25 protein-coding genes are annotated in these 24,873 nt (G+C 67.2%); 20 read left to right on the top strand and 5 right to left on the bottom strand.

Annotation, left to right across the window (positions count from 1 at the left end; all coding sequences use genetic code 11):
* Positions 1-16: 16 nt before the first annotated feature.
* Positions 17-742 (bottom strand): 16S rRNA (uracil(1498)-N(3))-methyltransferase, encoded by a 726-nt coding sequence (locus GO608_RS13685; protein WP_169197960.1) that lies wholly within the window; start codon positions 740-742, stop codon positions 17-19.
* Positions 743-784: 42 nt separating this feature from the next.
* Between GO608_RS13685 and GO608_RS13680 the strand changes: the two genes are divergently transcribed.
* From GO608_RS13680 to fba, 8 genes are all read left to right on the top strand, one after another.
* Positions 785-1,342, top strand: a complete 558-nt coding sequence (locus GO608_RS13680; RefSeq protein ID WP_169197961.1) for a thioredoxin family protein — start codon at positions 785-787, stop codon at positions 1,340-1,342.
* Position 1,343: 1 nt separating this feature from the next.
* A complete protein-coding gene (locus GO608_RS13675; RefSeq protein WP_053419904.1) occupies positions 1,344-2,153 on the top strand; it encodes an inositol monophosphatase family protein in 810 nt (269 codons plus the stop codon).
* A 137-nt stretch (positions 2,154-2,290) separates the two neighbouring features.
* On the top strand, positions 2,291-3,166 hold the full coding sequence (locus GO608_RS13670) for a phosphoribulokinase (RefSeq protein ID WP_169197962.1): 876 nt from the start codon (positions 2,291-2,293) through the stop codon (positions 3,164-3,166).
* Between the two features lie 144 nt (positions 3,167-3,310).
* A complete protein-coding gene (tkt, locus tag GO608_RS13665; RefSeq protein ID WP_169197963.1) occupies positions 3,311-5,344 on the top strand; it encodes a transketolase in 2,034 nt (677 codons plus the stop codon).
* 44 nt (positions 5,345-5,388) lie between these two features.
* Positions 5,389-6,405 (top strand): type I glyceraldehyde-3-phosphate dehydrogenase, encoded by a 1,017-nt coding sequence (gene gap, locus GO608_RS13660; RefSeq protein WP_169197964.1) that lies wholly within the window; start codon positions 5,389-5,391, stop codon positions 6,403-6,405.
* Positions 6,406-6,468: 63 nt separating this feature from the next.
* Positions 6,469-7,653, top strand: coding sequence for a phosphoglycerate kinase (locus tag GO608_RS13655; protein WP_169197965.1), 1,185 nt, complete (start codon positions 6,469-6,471; stop codon positions 7,651-7,653).
* Between the two features lie 34 nt (positions 7,654-7,687).
* A complete protein-coding gene (pyk, locus tag GO608_RS13650) occupies positions 7,688-9,136 on the top strand; it encodes a pyruvate kinase (RefSeq protein WP_169197966.1) in 1,449 nt (482 codons plus the stop codon).
* A 230-nt stretch (positions 9,137-9,366) separates the two neighbouring features.
* Positions 9,367-10,431 (top strand): class II fructose-bisphosphate aldolase, encoded by a 1,065-nt coding sequence (fba, locus tag GO608_RS13645; RefSeq protein WP_169197967.1) that lies wholly within the window; start codon positions 9,367-9,369, stop codon positions 10,429-10,431.
* A gap of 12 nt (positions 10,432-10,443) precedes the next feature.
* Here fba and GO608_RS13640 read toward each other — a convergent pair whose 3' ends face one another.
* Complete coding sequence (locus GO608_RS13640; RefSeq protein WP_211159307.1) at positions 10,444-11,214, bottom strand: DUF3047 domain-containing protein; 771 nt, start codon at positions 11,212-11,214, stop codon at positions 10,444-10,446.
* A gap of 172 nt (positions 11,215-11,386) precedes the next feature.
* On the opposite strand from GO608_RS13640, the gene GO608_RS13635 reads away from it, so the two are divergent.
* The 9 genes from GO608_RS13635 to GO608_RS13595 all read left to right on the top strand — a co-directional run bounded on the left by GO608_RS13635 (position 11,387) and on the right by GO608_RS13595 (position 20,848).
* Entirely contained in the window at positions 11,387-12,091 is a 705-nt protein-coding gene (locus GO608_RS13635) for a TIGR04283 family arsenosugar biosynthesis glycosyltransferase (RefSeq protein WP_247003138.1), read from the top strand.
* Position 12,092: 1 nt separating this feature from the next.
* On the top strand, positions 12,093-12,743 hold the full coding sequence (locus tag GO608_RS13630; protein WP_169197969.1) for a TIGR04282 family arsenosugar biosynthesis glycosyltransferase: 651 nt from the start codon (positions 12,093-12,095) through the stop codon (positions 12,741-12,743).
* Positions 12,744-13,012: 269 nt separating this feature from the next.
* Positions 13,013-13,414: a PA2779 family protein gene (locus tag GO608_RS13625; protein ID WP_169197970.1), complete on the top strand. Its 402-nt coding sequence runs from the start codon at positions 13,013-13,015 to the stop codon at positions 13,412-13,414.
* Positions 13,415-13,430: 16 nt separating this feature from the next.
* A complete protein-coding gene (locus GO608_RS13620) occupies positions 13,431-14,384 on the top strand; it encodes a PA2778 family cysteine peptidase (protein WP_247003136.1) in 954 nt (317 codons plus the stop codon).
* Between the two features lie 58 nt (positions 14,385-14,442).
* Positions 14,443-15,207: a YiaD family glycine zipper/OmpA-like lipoprotein gene (locus GO608_RS13615; RefSeq protein ID WP_169197971.1), complete on the top strand. Its 765-nt coding sequence runs from the start codon at positions 14,443-14,445 to the stop codon at positions 15,205-15,207.
* A gap of 110 nt (positions 15,208-15,317) precedes the next feature.
* The gene (locus GO608_RS13610; RefSeq protein WP_169197972.1) at positions 15,318-16,601 is read left to right on the top strand and encodes a DUF3422 family protein; all 1,284 of its coding nucleotides are present in this window, start codon (positions 15,318-15,320) and stop codon (positions 16,599-16,601) included.
* Between the two features lie 66 nt (positions 16,602-16,667).
* Positions 16,668-17,603: a phosphoribosylaminoimidazolesuccinocarboxamide synthase gene (locus tag GO608_RS13605; RefSeq protein ID WP_169197973.1), complete on the top strand. Its 936-nt coding sequence runs from the start codon at positions 16,668-16,670 to the stop codon at positions 17,601-17,603.
* Positions 17,604-17,889: 286 nt separating this feature from the next.
* Positions 17,890-18,660 (top strand): DUF2189 domain-containing protein, encoded by a 771-nt coding sequence (locus tag GO608_RS13600; RefSeq protein ID WP_169197974.1) that lies wholly within the window; start codon positions 17,890-17,892, stop codon positions 18,658-18,660.
* A gap of 130 nt (positions 18,661-18,790) precedes the next feature.
* Entirely contained in the window at positions 18,791-20,848 is a 2,058-nt protein-coding gene (locus GO608_RS13595) for a M3 family metallopeptidase (RefSeq protein ID WP_169197975.1), read from the top strand.
* A 46-nt stretch (positions 20,849-20,894) separates the two neighbouring features.
* Here GO608_RS13595 and GO608_RS13590 read toward each other — a convergent pair whose 3' ends face one another.
* Complete coding sequence (locus GO608_RS13590; RefSeq protein ID WP_211159310.1) at positions 20,895-21,053, bottom strand: hypothetical protein; 159 nt, start codon at positions 21,051-21,053, stop codon at positions 20,895-20,897.
* 242 nt (positions 21,054-21,295) lie between these two features.
* Here GO608_RS13590 and xth point away from each other — a divergent pair, with 242 nt between their 5' ends.
* The 3 genes from xth to GO608_RS13575 all read left to right on the top strand — a co-directional run bounded on the left by xth (position 21,296) and on the right by GO608_RS13575 (position 23,067).
* Positions 21,296-22,057, top strand: a complete 762-nt coding sequence (gene xth / locus GO608_RS13585; RefSeq protein ID WP_169197977.1) for an exodeoxyribonuclease III — start codon at positions 21,296-21,298, stop codon at positions 22,055-22,057.
* Between the two features lie 34 nt (positions 22,058-22,091).
* Positions 22,092-22,772: a Crp/Fnr family transcriptional regulator gene (locus GO608_RS13580; RefSeq protein WP_169197978.1), complete on the top strand. Its 681-nt coding sequence runs from the start codon at positions 22,092-22,094 to the stop codon at positions 22,770-22,772.
* Positions 22,773-22,872: 100 nt separating this feature from the next.
* On the top strand, positions 22,873-23,067 hold the full coding sequence (locus tag GO608_RS13575) for a YgaP family membrane protein (RefSeq protein ID WP_169197979.1): 195 nt from the start codon (positions 22,873-22,875) through the stop codon (positions 23,065-23,067).
* Between the two features lie 29 nt (positions 23,068-23,096).
* Here the strand turns inward: GO608_RS13575 and rsmA are convergent, their stop codons facing one another.
* Both rsmA and pdxA read right to left on the bottom strand, forming a co-directional pair.
* Positions 23,097-23,894, bottom strand: a complete 798-nt coding sequence (gene rsmA, locus GO608_RS13570; RefSeq protein WP_169197980.1) for a 16S rRNA (adenine(1518)-N(6)/adenine(1519)-N(6))-dimethyltransferase RsmA — start codon at positions 23,892-23,894, stop codon at positions 23,097-23,099.
* Positions 23,891-24,871: a 4-hydroxythreonine-4-phosphate dehydrogenase PdxA gene (pdxA, locus tag GO608_RS13565; RefSeq protein ID WP_169197981.1), complete on the bottom strand. Its 981-nt coding sequence runs from the start codon at positions 24,869-24,871 to the stop codon at positions 23,891-23,893. Before pdxA ends, rsmA begins: the two co-directional genes overlap by 4 nt.
* Positions 24,872-24,873: the final 2 nt, after the last annotated feature.

The raw sequence follows: 24,873 nt of genomic DNA, 5'->3' as shown, positions 1-24,873 counted from the left end.
CGCCTCCCGTCCGGATTCAGAAGTCGCCGCACAGCGCCTGCAGCGCCGCGACTGCAGCGAGCCCGGCCGTCTCGGTACGCAGCACTCGCGGCCCGAGGCCGACCGGAACGCACCCCGCAGCCTGGCACATCGCGAGCTCATCATCCGACCAGCCGCCTTCGGGGCCGACGAGCAGGTGCAGCGCTGCTTCGGGGCGGGCGAGCGACGCCAGGCGGCGGCCGTCGACCGGGGTCAATACGAACCTCGACGCCGCTGCGGCGCTGCTGGCGAGATACTCGCGCAGCCCGGTGATCGGCTCGATCTCCGGCACGCGATTGCGCCCGCTCTGCTCGCACGCGGAAATCGCCACTTGCCGCCAGTGCGCGACGCGCTTTTGCGCCCGGTCGCCCGACAGCTTCAGCACCGAACGCTCCGCGTGCACCGGGACGAGCGCCGACACCCCGAGCTCGACGGCCTTCTGCACGATCCAGTCCATCTTCTCGCCGCTCGCGAGCGCCTGCACCAGCACCAAGGACAGCGGCGATTCCCGTTCCAGCGCGTGGTGTTCGCCGCGTACCGCGAACGCGTCCCGGCCGCGCACTTGCAGGCGGGCGACCAGCTCTCCACCGCGTCCGTCGAACAGCACTAGCGGGTCGCCGTCGCGCAGGCGCAACACGCGCAACGCGTGGTGCGCGAGCGCGTCCGGCAGCTCGATTTCGCCCGAGTCAGGCAATGGACAGGGAAAAAAGAAGCGAGAAATCATCATGCTATTATAAGGAAACCCTTGTCTTTCCGGAGCTTCCCGATGGTCGCAACGACAACTCCGCTGTGCAATTTCGGCTGGCCGGCGCCGGACTTCGACCTGCCGGGCGTCGACGGCAAGCGTCATACGCCTGCTTCGGCGCGCGGCCCCAACGCCCTGCTGGTGATGTTCATCTGCAATCACTGCCCGTACGTGAAAGCCGTCATCGACAAGCTCATCCGCGACACGCGCGAGCTGGCGGAGCACGGCATCGGCAGCATCGCGATCATGGCGAACGACCCGGCCGACTATCCGGAAGACTCGTGGGACAACATGGTGCGCATCGCCCGCGACCTCGACTTTCCGTTTCCGTACGTGCTCGACGCGACACAGGCGGTCGCGAAAACGTACGGCGCGGTATGCACGCCGGATTTCTTCGGCTTCAACGGTCGGCTCGAGCTGCAATACCGTGGCCGCCTCGACGCATCGGGCCGCGGCCCGACACCGGCCGACGCGCGCCGCGAGCTCTTCGACGCGATGCTGCAGGTCGCGCGCACCGGCGAAGGGCCGCGCGAGCAGACCCCGAGCATCGGCTGCTCGATCAAATGGCGGGAGGCGTGACATGTCGACTGTCGGGCAACGACTCGCCTGTGCCCGTGCGCTCGAATCGGTCGTGCGCGACATCGCCCGCGAAGTCATCCTGCCGCGCTATCTGAAGACCGCGCGCAACCGCAAGCCGGACGGGTCGCTGTTCACCGAAGCCGATCTCGAATCGCAGGCGCGCTTCATCGAAGCCCTGCCCCGCCTGCTGCCCGGCCCCGTGCTCGGCGAGGAAATGAGCGGCGAAGAGCAGGCGCACCTGTGGAGCAGCGGGCGGGCCGGCATGTGGTGCATCGACCCGATCGACGGCACCACCAACTTCGCCAACGGCATTCCGTTCTTCGCTGTGTCGATCGCGTATCTGGTCGAACAGGAAACCCGCTTCGGCGTCGTCTATAACCCGGTCACCGACGAATCGTTCTATGCGGCGAAAGGCGCCGGGGCGTTCCTCAACGGCGTCGAGCTCCCTCTCCGTCCTGCTGCGCCGCGCCTGCACGACGCGGTCGCCGGCATCGACTTCAAACGCATCAGCCATCACCTCGGTGACGAACTCGCGGTGCGTCCACCGTATTTCTCGCAGCGCAACTTCGGATCGAGCGCGCTCGAATGGTGTTTCGTCGCCGCCGGCCGGCTCGACGTCTACCTGCACGGCGGGCAGATGCTGTGGGACTACGCAGCAGGTCGGCTGATCCTGGCCGAAGCCGGCGGGGAGGCTGCGGCGCTCGATGGCGGCTCGCTGATGGCCGGGCCGGCGATCAAGCGCGGCATCATCGCCGCGGCCAATCCGACGCTGTTCCTCGAGTGGCGCAGCTGGGTGGCCGCACACTCCTGAGCTTCCCGACCGACCTCATCCGGCCTGCGTGCGACAGCTTCACCCCATACCGCGAACCTCACCGCTTTCAAGATCAGCGCTTCAAGATCACCGCTTCAAGACCACATCTCCCACGAACCTGTCCGCGGAACTTCGCCATGTCCATGAAACATCCGATCATCGCCGTGACGGGCTCCTCCGGCGCCGGCACGACCACGGTGAAACACACGTTCGCCGCGATCTTCCACCGCGAGCGCGTCAACGCCGCGATCGTTGAAGGCGACAGTTTCCACCGCTACACGCGCAACGAGATGAACCGCATGATCGAGGATGCGGAACGGGTCGGGCAGCGCGGCATCAGTCATTTCGGGCCGGAAGCCAACCTCTTCGAAGAGCTCGAGAACCTGTTCCGCGCGTACGGCGAATCGGCGACCGGACGCAGCCGCTCGTACATCCACAACGAGGAGGAATCAGCACGCCTCGGCCTGGCGATCGGCACCTTCACCGAATGGGAAGACCTTCCCGTCGGCACCGACTGCCTGTTCTACGAAGGGCTGCACGGCGGCGTCGTCGCCGACAAGGTGGATGTTGCGCGGCACGTCGATCTGCTGATCGGCGTCGCACCGGCGATCAACCTCGAATGGATCCAGAAGCTGCACCGCGACACGAAGATTCGCGGCTACTCGATGGAAGCCGTGCAGGACACGATCCTGCGCCGCATGCACGACTACGTGCATTACATCGTGCCGCAGTTCTCGCTCACGCACATCAACTTCCAGCGCATCCCGATCGTCGACACGTCGAATCCGTTCATCGCGCGCGACGTGCCCACGCTCGACGAATCGATGGTCGTGATCCGCTTCAAGGACCCGCGCGGCGTCGATTTTCCCTATCTGCTGCGCATGATTCACGAGTCGCAGATGTCGCGCGCGAACTCGATCGTAATCCCGGGCGGCAAGATGGACCTCGCGATGCAGCTGATCCTGACGCCGCTGATCTGGAAGCTGATGGAACGCCGGCGGCAGTGGGTGTAGGACCGGCCCGATCCTTCAGGCGGCGGCAATAGCTTTGCCGCGCCAGACACTTATCCATTTTGCACTGCAGCAGGCCCTACCCCATCGCTGCCGTTTTCGGCGATAATTCCGCTTTTTCCAAGCCGTCACAGGCCAGAGAAAGCCATGCCGCCAGCCGCACACACGATTCCGCGCAACGTCACCCCCCCGGTCTTCAACCCGGTCACCGGCGCGATTCGCGCGCTCGCGATGGACGCCGTCCAGCAAGCCAACTCAGGCCATCCGGGCGCCCCGATGGGCATGGCCGAGATCGCCGAAGTCCTGTGGCGCCGTCACCTCCGCCACAATCCGGCGAACCCGCAATGGGCCGACCGCGACCGCTTCGTGCTGTCGAACGGCCACGGCTCGATGCTGATCTACGCGCTGCTGCACCTGACCGGCTACGATCTGCCGATCGAAGAGCTCAAGCGCTTCCGCCAGTTGCACAGCAAGACTCCCGGCCACCCCGAGTACGGCTACACGCCCGGCGTCGAGACGACCACCGGGCCGCTCGGCCAAGGCCTCAGCAACGCCGTCGGCATGGCGATCGCCGAAAAGGTGCTCGCCGCCGAATTCAACCGGCCCGGCCACGACATCGTCGACCACCACACCTACGTGTTCGTCGGCGACGGCTGCCTGATGGAAGGCATCTCGCACGAAGTCTGCTCGCTCGCCGGCACGCTCGGCCTGGGCAAGCTGATCGCCTTCTATGACGACAACAGCATTTCGATCGACGGCGACGTCGCAGGCTGGTTCACCGACGACACGCCGAAGCGCTTCGAAGCCTACGGCTGGCATGTCGTGCGCGACGTGCAGGGTCACGTGTCGACCGAGATCGACGACGCGATCCGCGCGGCGAAAGCCGAGACCGGCCGGCCGACGCTGATCTGCTGCAAGACGATCATCGGCGCGGGCTCCCCGGCCAAGCAAGGTTGCCACGACTGCCACGGCGCGCCACTCGGCGCCGCCGAGATCGCCGCGACGCGTCAGCAGATGGGCTGGACGCACGCGCCGTTCGAGATCCCCGCCGATGTCTATGCTGAGTGGGACGCCTGCGAAGCCGGCAGGGTCCGCGAAGCCGACTGGAACGCGAAGTTCGCCGCGTACGCCGAGTCCTTCCCCGAAGCTGCTGCCGAATTCGAGCGCCGCATGAAAGGCGAGCTGCCGGCGAACTGGGCCCAGCACGTGGACAGCGTGCTCGCGAAGTTCGGCGAGAAGGCCGAGACCATCGCGACGCGCAAGGCGAGCCAGAATTCGATCGAGGCGTTCGCGCCTGCGTTGCCCGAGCTGATTGGCGGCTCGGCTGACCTCGCCAGCTCGAACCTGACGCTGTGGTCCGGCTCGAAAGGCGTGTCGAAGGACTCCGGCGGCAACTACATCTACTACGGCGTGCGCGAGTTCGGCATGGCCGCGATCGCCAACGGCATCGGCCTGCACGGCGGACTGATCCCCTACACCGCGACGTTCCTGATGTTCAGCGAATACGCGCGGAACGCATTGCGGATGGCGGCGCTGATGAAGCTGCGCCAGGTGTTCGTGTTCACGCACGACTCGATCGGCCTCGGCGAAGACGGCCCGACGCACCAGCCGGTCGAGCAGACCGCGACGCTGCGCCTAATTCCCAATATGCACGTGTGGCGTCCGTGCGACACCGTCGAAACCGCAGTCGCCTGGGCAAACGCGATCGAACGCCGCGACGGCCCGTCGTCGCTGCTGTTCTCGCGCCAGAACCTGCCGTTCCAGACGCGCAGCCCGGAGCAGGTCGCGGCGATTCGCCAAGGTGCCTACGTGCTGTCGGAAGCGGCGAACGGCAAGCCGCAGGCGATCATCATCGCCACCGGCTCGGAAGTCGGCTTGGCGATGGCAGCGCAGCAGGCGCTCGCCGGCGACAACGTCCACGTGCGCGTCGTGTCGATGCCCTCGACCAACGTGTTCGACCGCCAGGAAGCCGCGTACAAGGCGTCCGTGCTGCCGCTTGGCGTCCCGCGCGTCGCGGTCGAAGCCGGCGTTACCGGCCTGTGGCACAAGTATGTCGGCCTCGAAGGCGCCGTCGTCGGCATCGACACCTTCGGCGAATCCGCTCCAGCCGGAGACCTGTTCAGACATTTCGACATCACCGCCGACGCGGTCGCGCGCGCGGTGCGCTCGGTCCTTCTTTAACCGCCCCGTTCCTTATACCTATATTCCTCGAGGGAGATTCTTCGATGACCATCAAAGTCGCCATCAACGGTTACGGCCGGATCGGCCGCTGCACGCTGCGCGCGCTGTACGAGCTGGGCCTGCGCGACCAGTTCGAGATCGTGGCGATCAACGCTTCCGGCGATCTCGCCACGAATGCGCACCTGACGCGCTACGACACGACGCACGGCCGCTTCGCGACTCCGGTCGCGACCGAAGGCGACAATCTCATGATCGTCGGTGACGACCGCATCCCGTTCTTCTCGACGAAGGATCCGCTGGCGGTGAACTGGGGCGAGCTCGGCGTCGACGTGCTGCTCGAATGCACCGGCGCTTACACATCGAAAGCGAAGGCCGAAGTGCTCCTGAAGCAGGGTGCGAAGAAAGTGCTGATCTCCGCTCCGGGCGGCGACGACGTCGACGCGACGATCGTCTACGGCGTGAACCACGACGTGCTGACTCGCGACATGACTGTCGTGTCGAACGCGTCGTGCACGACCAATTGCCTCGCCCCGGTCGCGAAGGTGCTGCAGGACAACATCGGCATCGAGCAGGGCCTGATGACCACCGTCCACGCCTACACCAACGACCAGGTGCTGGTCGACGTGCGCCACAAGGACCTGCGGCGCGCGCGCGCTGCAGCCCACAACATCATCCCGACCAAGACCGGCGCAGCGAAAGCCGTCGGCCTCGTGCTGCCGGCACTGAAAGGCAAGTTCGACGGCTTCGCGCTGCGCGTGCCGACGATGAACGTGTCGCTCGTCGACCTCACCTTCACCGCCAGCCGCGCGACCTCGAAGGAAGAGATCACCGCACTGATGAAGGAAGCTGCCAACGGAGCGATGAAAGGCGTGCTGGCGGTCAACGAAGAGCCGCTGGTGTCGATTGACTTCAACCACGACGCGCACTCGTCGGTGTTCGACGCGACCCAGACCCGCGTCATGGACGGCACGCTCGTCAAGGTGCTGGCGTGGTACGACAACGAGTGGGGCTATTCCTGCCGCATGCTCGACGCCGCCCGCGTTTTCCATCAGGCCAGATAACCGTCCACCGACTCCCGACGCCCTGCTCTTCGCAGGGCGTTTTTCCATCCGGAAGAAATCCTCATGAACGTCAAGAAACTCGCCGACCTCGACGTCGCCGGCAAGCGCGTCTTCATCCGTGCCGACCTTAACGTGCCGCAGGACGAAGCGGGCAACATCGTCGAGGACACCCGCATCCGCGCGTCCCTGCCGTCGATCCGCTACTGCCTCGAACGGGGCGCCGCCGTCATGGTCACTTCGCACCTCGGCCGACCGACCGAAGGCGAATGCCGCGCCGAAGACACGCTCGCGCCGATCGCCGTGCGCCTCGGCGAGCTCCTCGGCAAGCCGGTACGCCTGATCCGCGACTGGGTCGAAGGTGGCTTCGAAGTCCGCGCCGGCGAAATCGTGCTGCTCGAGAACTGCCGCTGCAACAAGGGCGAGAAGAAGGACAACGAGGAACTCGCGAAGAAGATGGCCGCGCTGTGCGACATCTACGTGAACGACGCGTTCGGCACTGCGCACCGCGCCGAAGCGACGACCCACGGCATTGCGCGCTTCGCGCCGGTCGCGTGCGCCGGCATGCTGATGGGCGCCGAAATCGACGCATTGACGAAAGCGACCGAGAATCCGGCCCGTCCGCTCGTCGCGATCGTCGGCGGCGCGAAAGTGTCGACGAAGCTGACGATCCTGAAGACGCTCGCGCAGAAAGTCGACCAGCTGATCGTCGGCGGCGGCATCGCGAACACTTTCCTGCTCGCGTCGGGCAAGCGCATCGGCGAATCGCTCGCCGAACCGGAGCTCGTCAAGGAAGCGCAGGCGATCATGGACATGATGAAAGCGCGCGGCGCTGAAGTGCCGCTGCCGGTCGACGTCGTCGTCGCCGACGAAGTGTCGGCGCTCGCGCGCGCGAACCGCATTCCCGTCGACGAAGTCGGCCCGCACGACCGCATCCTCGACGTCGGGCCGAAGAGCTCGGCAAAGCTCGCCGATATCATCGCGCACGCCGGCACGATCGTGTGGAACGGCCCGGTCGGTGTGTTCGAGCACAACCAGTTCGCCGGCGGCACGAAAATGATGGCCTCGGCGATCGCGCACTCCGAAGCGTTCTGCATCGCCGGCGGCGGCGACACGCTGGCGGCGATCGCGAAGTTCCACATCGCGCAGGACATCGGCTACATTTCGACCGGCGGCGGCGCCTTCCTCGAGTTTCTCGAAGGCAAGAAGCTGCCCGCGATCGCTGCGCTCGAAGCGCGCTTTGCCGACTGACCCCCTCCCCCGACCGACCCGCAGCGGACAATCCATGCCACGCCACACCAAGATCGTCGCCACTCTCGGCCCCGCCTCGTCCGACCCGCAGGTGCTTGAACGCATGGTCCACGCCGGCGTCGATGTCGTGCGGATGAATTTCTCGCACGGCAAGGCGGAGGATCACGTCGCGCGGGCCGAAGCGATCCGCGAAGCGGCATCGCTGGCGGGCCGGCCGGTCGGCATTCTCGCCGACCTGCAGGGACCGAAGATCCGTGTCGGCAAGTTCGCCGAAGGGCAGGTCGAACTGCGGCGCGATGCCGAATTCATCCTCGACGCGCGCTGCGAGCTGGGCAACGCGGAGCGGGTCGGGCTGGACTACAAGGACCTGCCGAAGGACGTCAAGGCCGGCGACGTGCTGCTGCTCGACGACGGACGGCTGAAGCTGACGGTCGCGCGCGTCATCGGCCACGAGATCCACACCGTCGTCAAGGTCGGCGGCACGCTGTCGAACAACAAGGGCATCAACCGCCAGGGCGGCGGCCTGACTGCGCCGGCGCTGACCGCGAAGGACATGGACGACATCAAGACGGCGGCGAAGATCGGCGTCGATTTCGTCGCGGTGTCGTTCCCGAAGAGCGCCGCCGACATGTACATGGCGCGCCAGCTGATGCGCGCGTCAGGCGTCGATGCGCTGCTGATCGCGAAGATCGAACGCACCGAAGCGGTCGCGAACCTCGATGAAATCCTCGACGCGTCCGACGGCATCATGGTCGCGCGCGGCGACCTGGCCGTCGAAGTCGGCGACGCCGCGGTGCCGGCGCTGCAGAAGAAGATGATCCGCGCCGCACGCGACCGCAACAAGCTGACGATCACCGCGACGCAGATGATGGAGTCGATGATCACGAGCCCGGTGCCGACGCGCGCCGAAGTTTCCGACGTCGCCAACGCGGTGCTCGACGGCACCGACGCGGTGATGCTGTCGGCCGAAACCGCTTCCGGCAGGTTCCCCGTCGAGGTCGTCGAGGCGATGAGCCGCGTGTGCCTCGAAGCCGAGAAGTCTTCCGACGTGGCGCTCGACCGCGACGTGCTGAACCGCGTCTTCACACGCATCGACCAGTCGATCGCGATGGCAGCGATCTGGACGGCGTGGCACCTCAAGGTCAAGGCGATCGCGTCGCTGACGCAGACCGGCTCGACCGCGTTGTGGATGAGCCGCCTCAACAGCGGTGTGCCGATCTACGCACTCACTCCCGAAGTGAGCGCGCGCAACCAGATGACGTTGTACCGCGAAGTCTTCCCGCTGCTGATGTCGCAGACGCACCAGGACCGCGACGTGCTGCTGTGGGAGGCCGAGCAGATCCTGATCGACCAGGGCGTCGTCGAGCGCGGCGACCTGATCGTGCTGACGATCGGCGAGCCGATCGGGGCGTCCGGCGGCACCAACACGCTGAAGATCGTCCGCGTCGGCGAACACCCGCCGCCGCACGTTTCCGACCAGTAAATCCGACCCCTCCCCGGCCGGCCTGCCGGGGCGAGCGCGCGCGACGTCGCCCGCAGGCACGGGACGCGGGCAAGCTACGTGCTTTTCCGGCTCGGCCTGCGCGGGCCGTTTCACATCGAAACGCCGTTCGCCTACGCCCCGGCCCACGATGCACGAACAGCGCTAGAATGCGGTCCAAATTTCAACGTCGCGCGCCCGCCCTGCCGGCGACCCAACTGCGGAGAAGTACCATGCCCCTCGTTTCGATGCGCCAGCTGCTCGATCACGCCGCCGAGAACGGCTACGGCCTGCCGGCGTTCAACGTCAATAACCTGGAACAGGTCCAGGCGATCATGGAAGCGGCCGCCGAGGCCGACAGCCCGGTCATCATGCAGGCTTCGGCCGGCGCGCGGAAATACGCCGGCGAGCCGTTCCTGCGCCACCTCATCGACGCGGCGATCGAAGCGTACCCGCATATCCCGGTCGTCATGCACCAGGACCACGGCCAGTCGCCGGCGATCTGCATGGCCGCGATCCGCTCGGGCTTCTCGAGCGTGATGATGGACGGGTCGCTGCTCGAAGACGGCAAGACCCCGTCGTCGTATGACTACAACGTCGCAGTGAGCCGCGAGGTGGTCAAGTTTTCCCATGCGATCGGCATCACCGTCGAAGCCGAGCTCGGCTGCCTCGGCTCGCTCGAGACCGGCCAGGCCGGCGAGGAAGACGGGCTCGGCGCCGAAGGCACGCTCGACCATTCGATGCTGCTGACCGACCCCGACCAAGCCGCCGACTTCGTCAGGCAGACCGACTGCGACGCCCTCGCGATCGCGATCGGCACGAGCCATGGCGCGTACAAGTTCAGCCGCAAGCCGACCGGCGACATCCTCGCGATCGACCGCGTCAAGGCGATCCATGCACGCATCCCGAACACCCACCTCGTCATGCACGGCTCGTCGAGCGTGCCGCAGGAACTGCTCGAGATCATCAGGCAGTACGGCGGCGACATGAAGGAGACGTACGGCGTGCCGGTCGAGGAGATCCAGACCGCGATCAGATTCGGCGTGCGCAAGATCAACATCGACACCGACATCCGCCTCGCGATGACCGGCGCGGTGCGCAAGTTCATGGCCGAGAATCCGTCGAAGTTCGACCCGCGCGAATTCCTCAAGCCGGCGCGCGAAGCGGCCAAGCTGGTCTGCAAGGCGCGCTTCGAAGCGTTCGGCTGCGCCGGCCAGGCGAGCCGCATCAAGCCGATGTCGCTGGAAAAAATCGCTGCCCGTTACAAGAGCGGTGAATTGACCCAGGTCGTGCGCTGAGCGCGCATCGCGTCATCGGTCGGCGACGAAGCGCAGGTCGCCGAACAGCGTCGTCACCCGCTCGCCGGTGTTGTCGGTATCGGCGCTGACAGCGACACCGACGATGCGCGGCGCCGCTTCGCCGAAGGCCGCGCGGAAATCGGCAGCGACATTGCGGCGCACGCTTACCCACTGCCCGGCATGCGCCGCGCCGCTGTCGACGACGACCATCCTGACCCGGTCGGTATAAGGGTTCGGGCCGATCGCCCCTGCCGGCTGCGCCGTGCCCCATACGTACGCGAGCGCGGCCGCGGGCAGATCGGCTCCATACAGGGCGCGCCCGAGCGTGATTTTGGCCCGGTCGGCGAGCGACAGCCGTTCGACCGGATAGTCGAACAGCACATACACCCTGGCGGCGTAGTCGTCGCCGCTCTTGTGGCTGAAGTCCGAGCCGGCCACCGGCCGGGAAACTTTCCAGCGCCATTCCAGCACCGGCGTTTCCGCCGGGTCGACGTCGAGCGGCTGGGCGAGCGTCGACGCGGCGGCCTCCGAGCGGACCCGCAGGACTGTCCGCCCGTCGTCCTCGACGAGGTCGAAGCGGTTCTGCCGCTCGACTCGCGGCAGCGGCTGGTGTCGCCACGGAGCCGGCGGCGGCGTGTCCGGTTCGGCCGCCGAGAACGGTGCCGGTGTTTGCGACAGGAGCGGCGACGGGAAGATTTCCGCGGCGAACGCCAGCAAACATGCGGGTACGATCCTTCCGATGCTGTGCGCGACGCGACGGCAAAGTGGCAACACTCTTTTCATGCGCGTCTCCCGCAGCATAGGGTTGTCGATGCCCCCTCGCCGGGGGAGCTTTCCGTTCCGACGGACGGCAACGATGTGACTGGCCACGAGTGTAGACTGCGGGCCGCTGTCGCCGGCACGCTCCCGGCATAGAGCGGTGCCTCGCGTACGCACCACGCCCATGGAAAAACCCGTGCCTGCTCCGCTGTCCCGGCTGCATCGGACGATGAAGCTGTCGATCGTCATCCCGGTCCTGAACGAGGCCGGCAACCTCCCCGGGCTGCTCGCGCGGCTCGCCCCGTTGCGCGCCCGCGGCACCGAGATCATCGTCGTCGATGGCGGCAGCAGCGACGGCTCGGCCGGGATCGCCGAACGCGCCGGTGTCGTCGTCATCCGAAGCCCCGCCGGCCGGGCGCTCCAGATGAACGCCGGCGCTGCCCGGGCGACGGGCGACGCGCTGCTGTTCCTCCATGCCGACACGACGCTGCCGCCGTCCGCCGACCGCATCGTCGCTGCAGCGCTGCACGGCAGCTGCGCGTGGGGCCGTTTCGACGTCCATATCGACGGCCGCAGCCCGATGCTGCCCCTCGTCGCGGCGATGATGAACCTGCGTTCGCGGCTCACCGGCATCGCCACCGGCGACCAGGCGATTTTCGTCACGCGCGCGGCTTTCGAGACCGTCGGCAGCTTTGCGCCGTTGCCGCTGATGGAAGACATCGAATTCTCCCGGCGCCTGAAAGCGCTCTCTCCTCCGGCGTGCTTGCGCCAGCGCGTGCACACCTCGGGACGACGCTGGGAGACGCGCGGCGTGTGGCGAACGATCCTGCTGATGTGGCGGCTGCGCTGGGCGTGGTGGCGCGGCGTGCCGGCCGAGCAGCTCGCCGAGCGGTACCGCTGACATGACTGTCGACGTCGCGGCGAAGCCCCTCCGCATCCTCGTCTTCGCCAAGGCGCCCCGGCCCGGCTTCGCCAAGACGCGGCTGATCCCCGCGCTCGGGACCGTCGGTGCCGCGGCGCTTGCGCGGCGCATGCTGGACGATACGCTCGCCGCCGCCCTCGCCGCCGCAGTCGGGCCGGTCGAACTCGTTGCCACTCCGCATGTCGGCACGCTCGCGTGGCGCGATATCGCGTTGCCCGCCGGAATCGCGGTCGCTGACCAAGGCGAGGGAGACCTCGGTCGACGCATGGCCCACGCGGTGCGGCGCACGACCGAACGGGGCGAAGCGGCGTTGCTGATCGGCACCGATTGCATCGAGCTCGGCCCCGCGGTGCTGCGTGCCGCGGCAGCCACCCTGCGCACGCACGACGCGGTGATTCACCCGAGCACCGATGGCGGCTACGTGCTGCTCGGCCTGTCGCGTTTCCACCCGCGGCTCTTCAGCGGCATCGCGTGGAGCACCGAAACGGTCGCTGCGGTGACGGTCGCACGCCTCCGCGAGATCGGCTGGTCATTGCATATCGGAGACGCGATGCATGACATCGACGTGCCCGGCGACCTGCGACATGTCCCCGCACTCCCCCCACCACGACACGGGCCGCCACAGCAGTAACGCGTTTTGCAAGTGGCCCGGTTCGCGACCCATCGGCATGGCGATGCGCTCGGACACGCCGTCGAAACGACGGACCCCTTCCTTCTCGCCGACCCGCGGCAGTGATTGCCGAAGCGCTCGACGTGCGACCGCATTGACATACTTTTGGATACTCCTTTGTCCTCGCGAACGCCGGTGGCTGCGCCTAGAATGAAACGGTCCGGACCGTTCCGGGGTGCGAACGGTGAGGGCGCGGCGATTCCCGGTCGAACAAGAAGAGGAGACGAATCATGAAACAGCTACAACGACTGTTCGCAATGCTGCTGGTCATCTGCTTTTCGAATGCGACGATGATCCAGGCCGCGCAGGCGGCGCTCGTCACGACCGAACAGATCGCCGGCATGGCCGCAGCTTCGCCAGAAGATTCGCCGCATGCGCGTCTCGGGGCGCTGATGACCCGCGCCGACGTGCAGGCCCAGCTTGAGCGCTTCGGTTTGAGTCCCGACGTCGCCAAGGAGCGCATTGCGGCCCTGACCGATGACGAAGCATCGCTGCTCGCGCAGCAGATCGAAAACGCGCCGGCCGGCGCCTCCGACGTGCTTGGCGTGCTGCTGTTCGTGTTCATCGTGCTGCTCGTCACCGACATCCTCGGTTTCACGAAGATCTTCCCGTTCACCCGTTCGATCCGCTAGCGCACCGAACGACGCCGTGCGGCCCGGCTTTCGCCGACACCCTGCGCTCCCTTTCGCCGCGCTGTGCGCAGCGATGCTGCTGATGCTCGCGCTGACGGGCTGCGCGGTTCAGGCGCCGCAGTTGCTCGGCCGCCCGCCGCCCGACCTGCCACGGCAGGTCGAGCTGGTGGAGACACCGTTCTTCCCGCAGCTCGAACTCCAGTGCGGACCAGCGGCGCTGGCGACGGCGCTGTCGGCGAACGGTCCCGAGATCCGGCCGGAAGCGCTCGTCGACGAGGTGTTCCTGCCTGGCCGCGAAGGTTCGCTGCAGCTCGAGATGCTCGCCGGCGCTCGGCGCCACGGCATGGTCGCGACGCTGCTGCCGGGTTCGCTCGAAGCGGTGATGCGGGAGACCGCAGCGGGCCACCCGGTGATCGTGCTGCAGAACCTCGGCCTGTCATGGGCGCCGACCTGGCACTATGCGGTCGTGGTCGGCTACGACCTTGACGCGGCGGCCTTCGTGCTGCGCTCCGGCACGACCAAGCGCCTCGAACTCGCGTTCCGCACTTTCGAACACACTTGGGACCGGTCGCAGCGCTGGGCCTTCGTCGCGCTGCCTCCCGGCAGGCTGCCCGTCACCGCGACCGAGGACGAAGCGACGCGCGCGCTCGTCGCATTCGAACGCAGTGCGCCACCCGATGCCGCCACGCGAGCCTACGCCGCGGCGCTCGCGCGCTGGCCCGACAGCCTGGTGCTGGCAATGGGCCTAGGCAACGCGCGCCATGCAGCGGGCGACAAGGCCGGCGCCGAACAGGCGTTCCGCAACGCCGCTGCCCGCCACGACTCGGCCGCCGCATGGAACAACCACGCCTCGGTGCTGCTCGAACTCGGACGACGGGATGAAGCGAGACGCGCCGCCCAGCGCGCGGTCGAGCTCGGCGGCCCGCTACGCGAAACCGCGCTCGCGACGCTGCGTGCCATCGAGCGATAGGATCGATGGCATGGGGCAGAATCCGTACATAAAACACAACAACACGTAGAGGTCACGAATGATGAAAACAGCCCTTCTTGCCACCGTCACGACGCTGCTGATCGCCGGGTGCGCCCAAAACCCCTACTACGGCGACACCGCGAAAACCGCCCGCGGAGCGACGATCGGCGCCGGTGCCGGCGCAGTGCTGGGCAGCGTCGTGTCGGGATCCGGTGATCGCACCAAAGGCGGCCTGATCGGCGCGGCCGTCGGCGCGACGGTCGGCGGCCTGATCGGCCGCCAGATGGACAAGCAGGAAGCGGAACTGCGCGAGCAGATGGCAGGCACCGGCGTCGAGGTCCAGCGCCAGGGCGACACGATCCGCCTGCAAGCCCCGGAGAACATCACGTTCGACACGAACCGCGCGGATATCAAGCCGCAGTTCCAGCCGGTGCTGGGTCAGCTCGCGCAGAGCATCCAGCAGTATCCGGACACCGTCGTCCAGGTCGAAGGGCACACCGATTCGGTCGGCTCCGCGAGCTACAACCAGACGCTGTCCGAGAACCGCGCCAGCGCGGTACGCAGCTACCTGATCCAGCGCGGCGTTGACGCAAACCGGCTGGCAGCAGTCGGCTACGGCCTGACGCGTCCCGTTGCCGACAACAGCACCGCTGCCGGACGCGCGCAGAACCGGCGCGTCGAAATGCTGATCGTTCCGGCGCAGCAGCCGGCACAGCAGCAGCAGCCGGCACAGCAGCAGCAGCCGGCACAGCAGCAGCCGATACAGCAGCGGCCGGTACAGCAACAACCCGCGCAGCAACCGCTGCAAACTCCGCGCTACTGAGTCCGGGTCGCCTTGCCGCCGGGCGTTGTCGGGACGCCCGGCGCGGCGGAGCTTCCGCGATGCCGGCAGGATGGGTACTCTTGCACACTCCTGCGGCTCGTCCCCTCATCATGCCCCTGTTCGAAGAACACCCGCAGCGCCGCGCGCTGAACGACGAAGTTCACTCGCGCCCGCCGGTGCCGCTCAATACGCCGGAATTCGTCAGCTACCTCGCCTTCCTGCACATCGACGGCAGCGCCGATCTCGAGCCCGCGCACCTCCACCAGCTCGCCGCGCAACTCGGCTTGCCGGAGCCTTCCACCGACACCGGCCACGTGTCGCTCGACACCGGCGAATTCCGTGTCAGATGGGAACGGCACAGCGAATTTTCGAGCTATACGTTTTTTCGCGTCGGCGATGGCGCCGAGCCTGCGCTGCAGGCGGTTCCCGCCGAGTGGCGCAAGGGCATCCCGGGTCAGCTGATCGTCGCCACCCAGGTCGAAGTGCGTGATGCGGACGATGTTCCGCCGGAAACGGTCATCGCCCAGGAGGGTCATGAGTTCATTCCGACTGTCGCGTCGCAGATTGCCAGCGGGGCCGGATGGGTGCTGACCGACTTCCGCATCGTCGAGGGTTTTTCACGCTTCGTCGTCTTCAACCGCTCGCTGACTCCGCGGCAGGCCGGCCGCAGCGTCCAGCGGCTCGTCGAGATCGAAACCTATCGCATCATGGCGCTGCTCGCGTTCCCCGTCGCGAAGGACGTCGGCCGGCTGCTCGCGCGCGCCGAGGGAGAGCTCGCCGACCTGATGGACAACATGGGCAATTCGACTTCGACCGACGACGAACGCCACGTCCTGAACCGGCTGACCCGGCTCGCCGCCGAAGTCGAGCGCTCCGTCGCGCGCACGACGTTCCGCTTCGGCGCCGCCGCCGCGTACTACCAGCTGGTACGCCAGCGCATCGAGGACCTGCGCGAAGTCCGTCTCGACGGTTACCCGCCGATTCGCGAGTTCATGGACCGCCGGCTCGCTCCGGCAATCGCAACCTGCGCGACGATGGCGCGCCGGCAGGAAGACCTGTCGGGCCGCATCGCGCGCAATTCGCAGCTGCTGCGCACGCGCGTCGACATCGAGATCGAGCGGCAGAACCAGGAACTGCTCGCGCAGATGAACCGGCGCGCGAAGCTGCAGCTGCGGCTGCAGGAGACGGTCGAAGGCCTGTCGGTCGTCGCGATCACGTATTACGCGTCGCAGCTCGTGCAATACCTTGCGAAAGGCGGCAAGGACTACCTCGCCCCAGCCACCCCGGAAGTCATCACCGCGGTGTCGATTCCGATCATCGCCGGCCTGGTCGCGCTCGGCCTGCGCCGCATGCGCCGCCAGCTTGCCGCGGAGGAGGCGGTGCCGAGCCACTGAGCGGCGCGGCGAGCGGCTGCCGGACAAGCTGGCCTATAATCGCGTTTTGCCTGAATGAGTCCGATCGTGGCCCAACCCCTGTTCGAATCCACCATCAAGAGTCTGCCGTTGCTCGGTCGCGGCAAGGTCCGCGACATCTACGCCGTCGATGCCGACAAGCTGCTGATCGTCACCAGCGACCGGCTATCCGCGTTCGACGTGATCCTGCCGGACCCGATTCCGGACAAGGGGCGCGTGCTGACCGCGATGGCGGCGTTCTGGTTCGCGCGCCTCGGCCACATCGTGCCGAACCAGCTCACCGGCATCGACCCCGAATCGGTCGTCGCAAGCGATGAGCGCGACCAGGTGCGCGGCCGCGCGCTCGTCGTCAAGCGGCTCAAGCCGCTGCCGATCGAGGCGGTCGTGCGAGGCTACGTGATCGGCTCGGGCTGGAAGGACTACCAGGACAGCGGCGCGATCTGCGGCATCAGGCTGCCCGCAGGGCTCGCGCAGGCCGCGAAGCTGCCGTCGCCCATCTTCACCCCTGCGTCGAAAGCCGACGTCGGCGATCATGACGAAAACATCTCGTTCGCCGAAGCCCAGACGCGGTGTGCCGCCGAACTGACCGGTCTTCTCGCCGGCACCGGGACGAACGGTGCGCAGCTCGCCGCGCAGGCGCGCGACGCGGCAATCGCGCTGTACGTCGAAGCGGCGAACTATGCCGCGGGGCGCGGCATCCTCATCGCGGACACGAAGTTCGAGTTCGGCGTCGACGCCACCGGCACGCTCCACCTCATCGACGAGGCCCTGACGCCGGACTCGTCGCGTTTCTGGCCGGCCGACAGCTACCGCGAAGGCATCAGCCCGCCGAGCTACGACAAGCAGTACGTGCGCGACTATCTCGAGACGCTGACGTGGGGCAAGAAAGCGCCCGGCCCGCACCTGCCGGCTGACGTCATCGCGAAGACCGCGGCAAAGTACCGCGAAGCGTTCGAGAGCCTCACCGGACAATCGCTGGCCTGAACAGCCCGGCTTCCGACGACAGGCCCGAACCGGTAGCGCCGGAAAAGCGGAGCGCCTTCCGCGGTATTTTCTGCCGGCGGGCGGCGCTCCTCTCCCTACCCGTCAGCCCACGCAGGAATACAGGGGGCGTCCGCGCCGGGACCGCACCGCAACGAGCCCGGTGAACCGGTTTGCCGGTCGCGAACTTGCCGCTGGCGCCTCTCTCTAATTTGCGTCGCGCGGCCCGCACCGACGGCGAAAGGGGGGCGGGCAGAAACTCGCGACTCCTGTTCCGGAGGAAGCCGTCATGGACAAGCCACACGGTGCGCTCGATCGCCATTTCCAACTGCCTCAGGTGCGACGGGTCGACAGCGGGCGGCCTTTCGCGTGGCTGCGGAGGGGCTGGGCCGACATGCGCGACAACCTGCCGGCAAGCATGAGCTACGGGCTGCTGTTCGCGGCCGCCGGTTCGTTCATCCTCGGCTATGCGACCGGCCTGCCGCATCTGTTCACGGCAGCGATTTCCGGCTTCTTCCTTGTCGGCCCGGTCGCTGCGGCCGGCTTGTACGAGATTTCGCGGCGTCACGACCGCGGCGAACCGGCCAGCTTCGTCGATTCGCTGCGCGGGTTGAGTACGCATGCCGACCACCTGCTGTATTTCGGCGCCTTCCTCGCTTTCGTGCTGCTCGGCTGGGAACGGCTGTCGGCGATCCTGTTCGCGTCGTTCTACCCCGGGGACGCGAGCGGCCTGGGCAGCTTTTTCCTGAACGTGTTCCTGACCGGCGCTTCCGCCTCGTTCGTCGTGTGGTATCTCATCATCGGCGGCGCGATCGCGGCCGTGGTCTTCGCGCTGTCGGCGGTGTCGGTGCCGATGCTGATGGACCGCGACACCGACGTCGTCACCGCGATGGTCGCGAGTGCGCGCGCGGTTGGCGTGAACTTCGGCACGATGGCCTTGTGGGCGCTGATCATCGTCGTGCTGATTGCCGTCGGTTTCGCGACGATGGCCGGCATGATCGTGCTGCTGCCGCTGCTCGGTCATGCCAGCTGGCATGCCTACAAGGATCTCGTCGAGTAACGCTCGTTCTGCCCCCGACGTGGCGAAGAGCCGCGCCCGGGAAACCCCGCAGCGGCGATGCGGTTAGAATGCGACACGTGCTCCAGCGCCGTTTCCTCCCGTCCTCCTCCCAGTCTGCCGGAGAATCCCCATGTCCAATCCCCTCCTCGATTTTTCGGCGCTGCCGCGCTTCGACGACATCCGCCCGGAGCACGTCGCGCCGGCAATCCGCCAGCTCATCGACGAGAACCGCGCGCTGATCGCGGAACTCGTCGCCGACCCCGCGCCGCCGACTTGGGCGAACTTCGTCACGCCGATGACCGAGGAAGGCGAACGGCTCGGTCGCGCATGGGGCATCGTCGGCCACCTGCACAGCGTCATGGACGTGCCCGAATGGCGCGAAGCCTACAACGCGATGCTGCCCGAAGTGTCGAGCTTCTATGCCGAAGTCGGACAGAACCTCGAGCTGTTCGAGAAATACCGCCTGCTGCACGACAGCGCCGAATACGACATGCTGTCGCCGGCGCGCCAGCGGATCATCGACCACGAGCTGCGCGACTTCCGCCTGTCGGGCGCCGAGCTGCCGGACGCCGACAAGCCGCGCTTCAAGGAAATCCAGGAAGAGCAGTCGGCGCTCGCGGCGAAATTTTCCGAGAACCTGCTCGACGCCACCAACGCCCATGCCGAATGGATCGACGATGAAGCAGGACTCGCCGGCCTGCCGGACGACGCGATCGCCGCGGCGCGCGCAGCCGCTGAACGCGACGGCAAGCCGGGCTGGAAATTCACGCTGCAGATGCCCGCGTACCTGCCGGTGATGCAGTACGCCGACAACCGCGAACTGCGCGCACGAATGTATCGCGCGTATGGGACGCGCGCGTCAGAACAGGGCAGGCCGGAGCTCGACAACGGGCCGCTGATCGGCCGCATCCTCGCGCTGCGCGCCGAAGAGGCGAAGATGCTCGGGTACCGCAACTTCGCCGAAGTGTCGCTCGTGCCGAAGATGGCCGAAACGCCCGAGGAGGTGCTCGCCTTCCTGCGCGAGCTGGCGACGAAAGCCAAGCCGTTCGCCGAGCGCGATCTCGCCGAACTGCAAACCTTCGCCCGCACCGAACTGGGCCTCGATCCGCTCGAGCCGTGGGACATCGGTTATGCGTCGGAAAAGCTGCGCCAGGCGCGTTACGCCTTCTCGGACCAGGAAGTGAAGCAGTATTTTCCCGAGCCGAAAGTGCTCGAAGGCCTGTTCGGCGTGATCCGCACGCTGTATGGCGTCGACATCGTCGCCGACGCCGCGCCGCTGTGGGATCCGGGCGCCCATTTCTTCCGCATCGACCGCGATGGCGCGACGCTGGGGCATTTCTACCTCGACCTGCACGCGCGCGAGACCAAACGCGGCGGCGCGTGGATGGACTCGGCGCGGAGCCGCTACGTCGGCCCGCGCGGCACGCAGACACCGGTTGCGTACCTCGTGTGCAACTTCCCCGGCCCGGTGGGAGGCAAGCCGCCTACTTTCACGCACGACGACGTGCTGACGCTGTTCCACGAATGCGGTCACGGTCTGCACCACCTGCTGACGCAGGTCGACGACCTCGCGGTATCGGGCATCCATGGCGTCGAATGGGACGCCGTCGAACTGCCGAGCCAGTTCATGGAGAACTTCTGCTGGGAATGGGACGTGCTCAGCGGCATGACTTCGCACGTCGATACCGAGGCCCCGCTGCCACGCGAGCTCTTCGACAAGATGATCGCGGCAAAGAACTTTCAGAGCGGTATGCAGACGGTGCGACAGCTGGAGTTCTCGATGTTCGACCTGCGTCTGCACAGCGAGGTCGACGCGTCGGCCGGGCCGGTTCCGATCGAGCGCGTCATGGAGCTGCTCGACGACGTGCGGCGCGAAGTCGCGGTGATGATCCCGCCGCCCTGGCACCGCTTCCCCCACAGCTTCTCGCACATTTTCGCGGGCGGCTACGGGGCCGGGTATTACAGCTACAAATGGGCTGAAGTGCTGTCGGCCGACGCGTTCGCGGCGTTCGAGGAAGCGGGCGCCGGGAAAGGGACCTTGCTGGATCGTGAAACGGGGGAACGCTTCTGGCGCGAAATCCTTTCCGTCGGCGGCAGCCGGCCGGCGCTCGAATCATTCAAGGCTTTCCGCGGCCGCGAACCGCGGGTCGATGCGCTGCTCAGGCACAACGGCATGGTGAGCGCCTGACCCACCGCGGCCCCGCTGGCCGGGCGGCAGCGGGGCCGCGGGAGATTCAGAGATAGGAGGCACTTCCCTCCAGCACGCGCCGCTGCACGTGCAGCGGGACACCGCGCTCGGTCATGTTCATCTGCGCGTTCGCATGGTCGCCCCCGCGGGCGAGGTAATCCATGATTGTCCCGACGAACTGGCGCATGGCCCAATCGACACGCATTTCCAATCCACTGAATGCCACCGTCGCCCCCTTTCATGGCGAAATGCATGAATATGCATGACGCCATGTCATAGCCTCCCGAGAGCCAAAGCCAGTTTTGTGCCACGTGCAGGACACGACGTGAATACAATGAATTGCAGCGGGCACGGCGAGGGCTGCGCGCAGCATCGCCGCACGATGTAAGAATTTTCGACACCGCCGATCCGGCTAAACTGTTCAATCCCCAGGCCATCCTGCACACGATGAAAATCGCCACCTGGAATGTAAACTCCCTCAAGGTCCGCCTGCCCCACGTGCTCGACTGGCTCGTGGCCAACCGGCCCGACGTGCTGTGCCTGCAGGAACTCAAGCTCGAGGACAAGTCGTTTCCGGTGGCCGAACTCGAAGCGGCCGGCTACCAGGCGGCGTTCAGCGGCCAGAAGACCTACAACGGCGTGGCGATACTGAGCCGCTCTGCGCTCGCCGACATCGGCTACGGCATCCCCGGTTTCGATGACGAACAGAAACGCGTGCTCGCGGCGACGGTGAACGGGGTGCGCGTAATCTGCGGGTATTTTCCGAACGGACAGGCGGTCGGCTCGGAGAAATTCGCGTACAAGCTGCGCTGGCTCGCGGCCCTGACGGAGTGGCTGCGCGAAGAACTCAAGGCACATCAGCGGCTGGTGCTGACGGGCGACTTCAACATCGCCCCCGAAGACCGCGACGCACATCCGGACTGGAAGGACGAGATCCACGTCTCGCCTGCCGAACGCGCCGCTTTCGCCGCGTTGACCGGGCTCGGCCTGGTCGACGCTTACCGGCTTTTTCCGCAGGACGAAAAGAGCTTTTCGTGGTGGGATTACCGCATGGGCGCGTTCCGCCGCAACTTCGGCCTCCGCATCGACCACATCCTGCTGTCGCCGGCGCTGCGCGATGTCTGCTGCGCGTGTACGATCGACAAGGCGCCGCGCAAGCTCGAACGCCCGTCCGACCATGCTCCGGTGATCGCCGAACTCGAGTTGTAGCCCCATCGGCGCAGCGCGCGACGGAAAGACGATGATGACGACTTCGCCCATGCCAGAGCCGGCCCGCCTCGCCCACCGCTATCCGGTACTCGCCGCGCTGTCCGAATCGGCCCGGCAGCGCGTGCTCGACAGTGCGCGCTGGGCGCGCGTGCCGGCCGGCGCGGTGCTGTTCGACGACCACCAGGCATGCGAAGGATTTCCGTTCGTCGTCGAAGGGTCGGTGCGCGTCGTCAAGTGCGCCGCCAACGGCCGCGAGCTGCCGCTGTATCGGGTCGCGGCGGGCGAAACCTGCATCATCTCGTCGTCCTGCCTGCTCGGCCACGAGGACTACAACGCGCGCGGCATCACCGAATCCGACACGGTGCTGATGCTGCTGCCGAAAGCCGAGTTCGACGCGCTGCTCGCCGAGCCGGCGTTCCGCAATTTCGTCTTCCACCTGTTCGCCGAGCGCATCGCCGACCTGATGCAACTGGTCGAGGAAGTCGCGTTCCAACGGCTCGACCAGCGCCTCGCCGGCCTGCTGCTCGGTAAGGGGCGCGTGCTGCACGTCACGCACCAGCAGCTCGCCGACGAGCTCGGCAGCGTGCGCGAATTCATCAGCCGCCTGCTCAAAGGCTTCGCGGCGCAGGGGCTGGTGAAGCTGTCGCGCGAGCAGATCCAGATCCTCGATCCGGCGGGGCTGCGCCGTATGGCGAGCGAAGGTCGCCACGAGTAAGGCGAGGCGGAGGCCGCGGCTGTGTAACCGAGGTTACAGACCGTGCGGCGCTGTGGTGGTCCAATACGCTCGTCATCCACCCAGCGCAACGGAGAACACCATGAATGCAAACGTCGGCGGCATCGACCGGATCCTGCGCATCGTCGCCGGGCTGGTCCTGGTCATTCTCGCCATCCTCGGCATCGGCAGTCCCTGGACCTGGATCGGTGTCGTCCCGCTCACGACCGGGCTGCTCGGCTGGTGCCCCGCCTATACCCTCTTCGGCCTGCGCACCTGCCCGCTCAGGAAAGCCTGAGGGCTACGGGGCGATCTGCTGTCCCGGGATCACGCGTTGGCGAGCGCGCGCGGCGACCTCGCGGCGATGTAGTTCGTGATCGCGACGTAGTCGGCTACGGTCAGGCGTTCGCCGCGCAGGCCCGGGTCGATCCCGAGCGCAGGGAAATCCGCTTCGTCGAGCCATTCGCGCAGCGTGTTGCGCAGCGTCTTACGGCGCTGGCCGAACGCCCCGGCAACGACGCGCTCGAGCAGCGCCTCGTCCTTCGCGGTGCGCTGCTCTGCCGGCAGCGGCATCATGCGGACGATGCTCGACGTGACTTTCGGCGCGGGGCGGAACGCCCCGGGCGGCACGTCGAACAGCCGTCCCATGCGGAAGCGGTACTGCAGCATCACCGACAGGCGGCCGTAGTCCTCGGTGCCCGGCTCGGCGACCATGCGCATCACGACTTCCTTCTGCAGCATGAAAGTCATGTCGCGCACGTGGGCCGCGAACTCCGCGAGGTGGAACAGCAGCGGCGTCGAGATGTTGTACGGCAGATTGCCGACGACCCGCAACGGCGCGCCGAGCGTCGCGAAATCGAACTTCAGCGCGTCGCCTTCGTGGATCGTCAGCCGCTCCGGCGAATAACGTTCGCGCAAGCGGGCGATCAGGTCGCGATCGATCTCGACGACGTGCAGGTGACCGAGCCGTTCGACGAGCGGATCGGTCATCGCGCCGAGGCCCGGGCCGATCTCGACAACGATTTCGCCCGGCAGCGGGCGGATCGCGTCGATGATCTTGCGGATGATGTTGGGGTCGGACAGGAAGTTCTGGCCGAAGCGTTTGCGCGCGCGGTGTTCGCTCATCGGGCGGCATCCCGGCTGCGCACCATCGCGATCGCGAGTTCGACCGCGGCGAACAGGCTGCCCGGATCGGCCCGGCCCGTGCCCGCGAGATCGAGTGCAGTGCCGTGATCGACCGACGTGCGAATAATCGGCAGCCCCAGCGTGACGTTCACCCCGCCGCTGAAGCTCGCATGCTTGAGCACCGGCAGGCCCTGGTCGTGGTACATCGCGAGCACCGCGTCGCCCTGCGCGAGCATATGCGGCACGAACAGCGTGTCGGCCGGCAGCGGTCCGACGAGGTGCATGCCTTCGCCGCGCAAGCGCTCGAGCACCGGCGCGATGACGTCGATTTCCTCGCGCCCCATGTGCCCGCTCTCGCCGGCGTGGGGGTTGAGGCCGGCGACGAGAATGCGCGGCGCGACGAGCCCGAAGCGTCCGACCAGATCGGCGTGCAGGATGCGCAGCGTCTCGTCGAGCAGCGCCGGTGTGATCGCAGCCGGCACGGCCGCGAGCGGCAGGTGAGTTGTCGCGAGCGCGACGCGCAGTCCGCCGCCGACGAGCATCATCACGACGCGCGGCGTGCCGGTGTGCTCGGCGAGGTATTCGGTGTGACCGCTGAACGCGACGCCGGCGTCGTTGATGACGCCCTTGTGCACCGGCGCGGTGACGATGGCGCCGAACTCGCCGCTGCGGCAACCGTGCAGCGCGCGGTCGAGCAGCGCCAGCACGTAGCCGGCATTGGCAGGATCGAGCCGGCTGGGTCGTGCGGCGACGTTCAGCGGCAGGTGCAGCACGTCGAGCACGCCCGCTGCCGCAGGCACGTCCGGCGTATAGGCGCGCACGATCGCCGCGCCGTCTGCGCGCGCCCGGATCAGCTCGAGGTCGCCGAGCACGACCGGGCGCAGCGGCCAGTCACGGCGAGAGAGGTGCGCGCACAGCTCGGGCCCGATGCCGGCCGGCTCGCCGCTGGTGATTGCAAGGATCTGAGGAGAAGCCACGG

It is taken from the genome of Aromatoleum buckelii, from assembly GCF_012910785.2.
Lineage (GTDB): Bacteria > Pseudomonadota > Gammaproteobacteria > Burkholderiales > Rhodocyclaceae > Aromatoleum > Aromatoleum buckelii.
The sequence above is the reverse complement of the archived record's forward strand: the minus strand, read 5'-3'. Positions and strand labels throughout refer to the sequence as shown.

Excerpts from the sequence above, each read along its gene's own strand:
- GO608_RS13595 (WP_169197975.1), top strand. The coding sequence starts at position 18,791 with ATGTCCAATCCCCTCCTCGATTTTTCGGCGCTGCCGCGCTTCGACGAC.
- GO608_RS13675 (WP_053419904.1), top strand. The coding sequence starts at position 1,344 with ATGTCGACTGTCGGGCAACGACTCGCCTGTGCCCGTGCGCTCGAATCG.
- gap (WP_169197964.1), top strand. The coding sequence starts at position 5,389 with ATGACCATCAAAGTCGCCATCAACGGTTACGGCCGGATCGGCCGCTGC.
- tkt (WP_169197963.1), top strand. The coding sequence starts at position 3,311 with ATGCCGCCAGCCGCACACACGATTCCGCGCAACGTCACCCCCCCGGTC.
- GO608_RS13590 (WP_211159310.1), bottom strand. The coding sequence starts at position 21,053 with ATGCGTGTCGATTGGGCCATGCGCCAGTTCGTCGGGACAATCATGGAT.
- rsmA (WP_169197980.1), bottom strand. The coding sequence starts at position 23,894 with ATGAGCGAACACCGCGCGCGCAAACGCTTCGGCCAGAACTTCCTGTCC.
- GO608_RS13670 (WP_169197962.1), top strand. The coding sequence starts at position 2,291 with ATGTCCATGAAACATCCGATCATCGCCGTGACGGGCTCCTCCGGCGCC.
- GO608_RS13610 (WP_169197972.1), top strand. The coding sequence starts at position 15,318 with ATGCCCCTGTTCGAAGAACACCCGCAGCGCCGCGCGCTGAACGACGAA.
- GO608_RS13575 (WP_169197979.1), top strand. The coding sequence starts at position 22,873 with ATGAATGCAAACGTCGGCGGCATCGACCGGATCCTGCGCATCGTCGCC.
- GO608_RS13580 (WP_169197978.1), top strand. The coding sequence starts at position 22,092 with ATGACGACTTCGCCCATGCCAGAGCCGGCCCGCCTCGCCCACCGCTAT.
- GO608_RS13625 (WP_169197970.1), top strand. The coding sequence starts at position 13,013 with ATGAAACAGCTACAACGACTGTTCGCAATGCTGCTGGTCATCTGCTTT.
- pyk (WP_169197966.1), top strand. The coding sequence starts at position 7,688 with ATGCCACGCCACACCAAGATCGTCGCCACTCTCGGCCCCGCCTCGTCC.
- GO608_RS13615 (WP_169197971.1), top strand. The coding sequence starts at position 14,443 with ATGATGAAAACAGCCCTTCTTGCCACCGTCACGACGCTGCTGATCGCC.
- GO608_RS13600 (WP_169197974.1), top strand. The coding sequence starts at position 17,890 with ATGGACAAGCCACACGGTGCGCTCGATCGCCATTTCCAACTGCCTCAG.
- GO608_RS13640 (WP_211159307.1), bottom strand. The coding sequence starts at position 11,214 with ATGAAAAGAGTGTTGCCACTTTGCCGTCGCGTCGCGCACAGCATCGGA.
- xth (WP_169197977.1), top strand. The coding sequence starts at position 21,296 with ATGAAAATCGCCACCTGGAATGTAAACTCCCTCAAGGTCCGCCTGCCC.
- GO608_RS13680 (WP_169197961.1), top strand. The coding sequence starts at position 785 with ATGGTCGCAACGACAACTCCGCTGTGCAATTTCGGCTGGCCGGCGCCG.
- GO608_RS13685 (WP_169197960.1), bottom strand. The coding sequence starts at position 742 with ATGATTTCTCGCTTCTTTTTTCCCTGTCCATTGCCTGACTCGGGCGAA.
- fba (WP_169197967.1), top strand. The coding sequence starts at position 9,367 with ATGCCCCTCGTTTCGATGCGCCAGCTGCTCGATCACGCCGCCGAGAAC.
- GO608_RS13630 (WP_169197969.1), top strand. The coding sequence starts at position 12,093 with ATGACTGTCGACGTCGCGGCGAAGCCCCTCCGCATCCTCGTCTTCGCC.
- GO608_RS13655 (WP_169197965.1), top strand. The coding sequence starts at position 6,469 with ATGAACGTCAAGAAACTCGCCGACCTCGACGTCGCCGGCAAGCGCGTC.